The sequence below is a fragment of the Candidatus Symbiopectobacterium sp. genome, from assembly GCF_020054415.1.
Classification (GTDB): domain Bacteria; phylum Pseudomonadota; class Gammaproteobacteria; order Enterobacterales; family Enterobacteriaceae; genus Symbiopectobacterium.
Window position 1 is genome coordinate 1 of the sequence record NZ_JAHWCO010000163.1, and the last position, 1,331, is coordinate 1,331.

A 1,331-nucleotide genomic window follows, 5' to 3' on the forward strand; every position below is an offset into this window, starting at 1 on the left:
AATGTGCTGTGGGCGTACGCCGATGGCCACTTTACTCGATGGAAAACGGATCTGGGCAGAAAAGAATCTGAACCAGATGTAATCTGACAAACACCTGTATAAATAATCGGTAACTGTCAGATCAGGTCTGAGCTAGTACAGATAATCGATGCAGATACGATTAAAAAAATCTGTGATCTGCCGTATATTATTGCATCATCGTTGATGACTTTATCGCTTGCCACCCTGTTTTGCGACATCAGAGTAAAAACGGATCTCTTATGCTTCAATCAGCCTCTTTGGCCGATTGTATAACACGCCTCAGTCAAGCCCTTGAACACGGCCTGTATGAACGTCAGCACGCTATTCGTCTGTGCCTGCTCGCCGCGCTCAGCGGCGAAAGCTTGTTTTTGCTGGGGCCGCCGGGCATCGCCAAGAGCATGATCGCGCGTCGCCTGAAGTTCGCGTTTCGTGACGCCCGCGCTTTCGAATGCCTGATGACACGCTTCTCTACCCCGGAGGAGGTGTTTGGCCCGCTGTCGATTCAGGCGCTAAAAGATGAAGGGCGTTATCAGCGTCTTACCGGCGGCTATTTGCCGGAGGCGGAAATCGTCTTTCTGGATGAAATCTGGAAAGCCGGCCCGGCCATTCTCAATACTCTGCTGACAGCCATCAATGAACGGCGCTTTCGTAACGGCAGCCATGAAGAAACTATCCCCATGCGGCTGCTGGTAACCGCCTCCAACGAACTGCCCGAATCAGACAGCAGCTTAGAAGCACTCTATGACCGCATGCTTATTCTCCTGTGGCTGGATAACGTGCAGGAAAAACAAAACTTCCGCGCATTGTTAACGCACGCCGGTAGCGATCGCGACAACCCGTTGCCGCTGTCACTGAGCGTCAGCGACGAAGAGTACCAGGCATGGCAAAGCGCCATCGATCGCATCGCCTTGCCGGATGCCTGCTTTGAACTGATTTACGCACTGCGCCAACAGCTGAATACCACCGACAATGCGCCGTATGTTTCCGATCGACGTTGGAAGAAAGCGCTGCGACTGCTGCAAGCCTGTGCGTTTTTCTCTGACCGTGAAAGCATTGTTCCGCTTGATATCATCTTGCTGAAAGATTTCCTGTGGCATGACAGGGATTCACAAACGCTGGTGGAACAGCACACCGAGCAGCTGGTCGTGTATTCAATATGTTGATTACATTGTGAAATGTCCGGTTTTGGATGTGGAATACAGTGGCTAAAGTTGATGTAAGATGCCAGTTTTGTGAACAGACATCTCCTGTGAAAAAACACGGTTATGGCAAAAGTGGCCATCAGCGTTACCGTCGTCAGTCATGCAAAC

The 1,331-nt window shown here is 50.9% G+C and carries 1 protein-coding gene and 1 pseudogene; both read left to right on the forward strand.

The features are described 5' to 3' along the window. Positions 1 to 260: 260 nt before the first annotated feature. Positions 261 to 1,145 (forward strand): annotated as a pseudogene (locus QZ506_RS04835) (AAA family ATPase); the annotation flags it as partial. Between the two features lie 77 nt (positions 1,146 to 1,222). Continuing rightward, a partial coding sequence (locus tag QZ506_RS04840) for an IS1 family transposase (protein WP_367272953.1) occupies positions 1,223 to 1,331 on the forward strand: 109 nt, incomplete at its 3' end.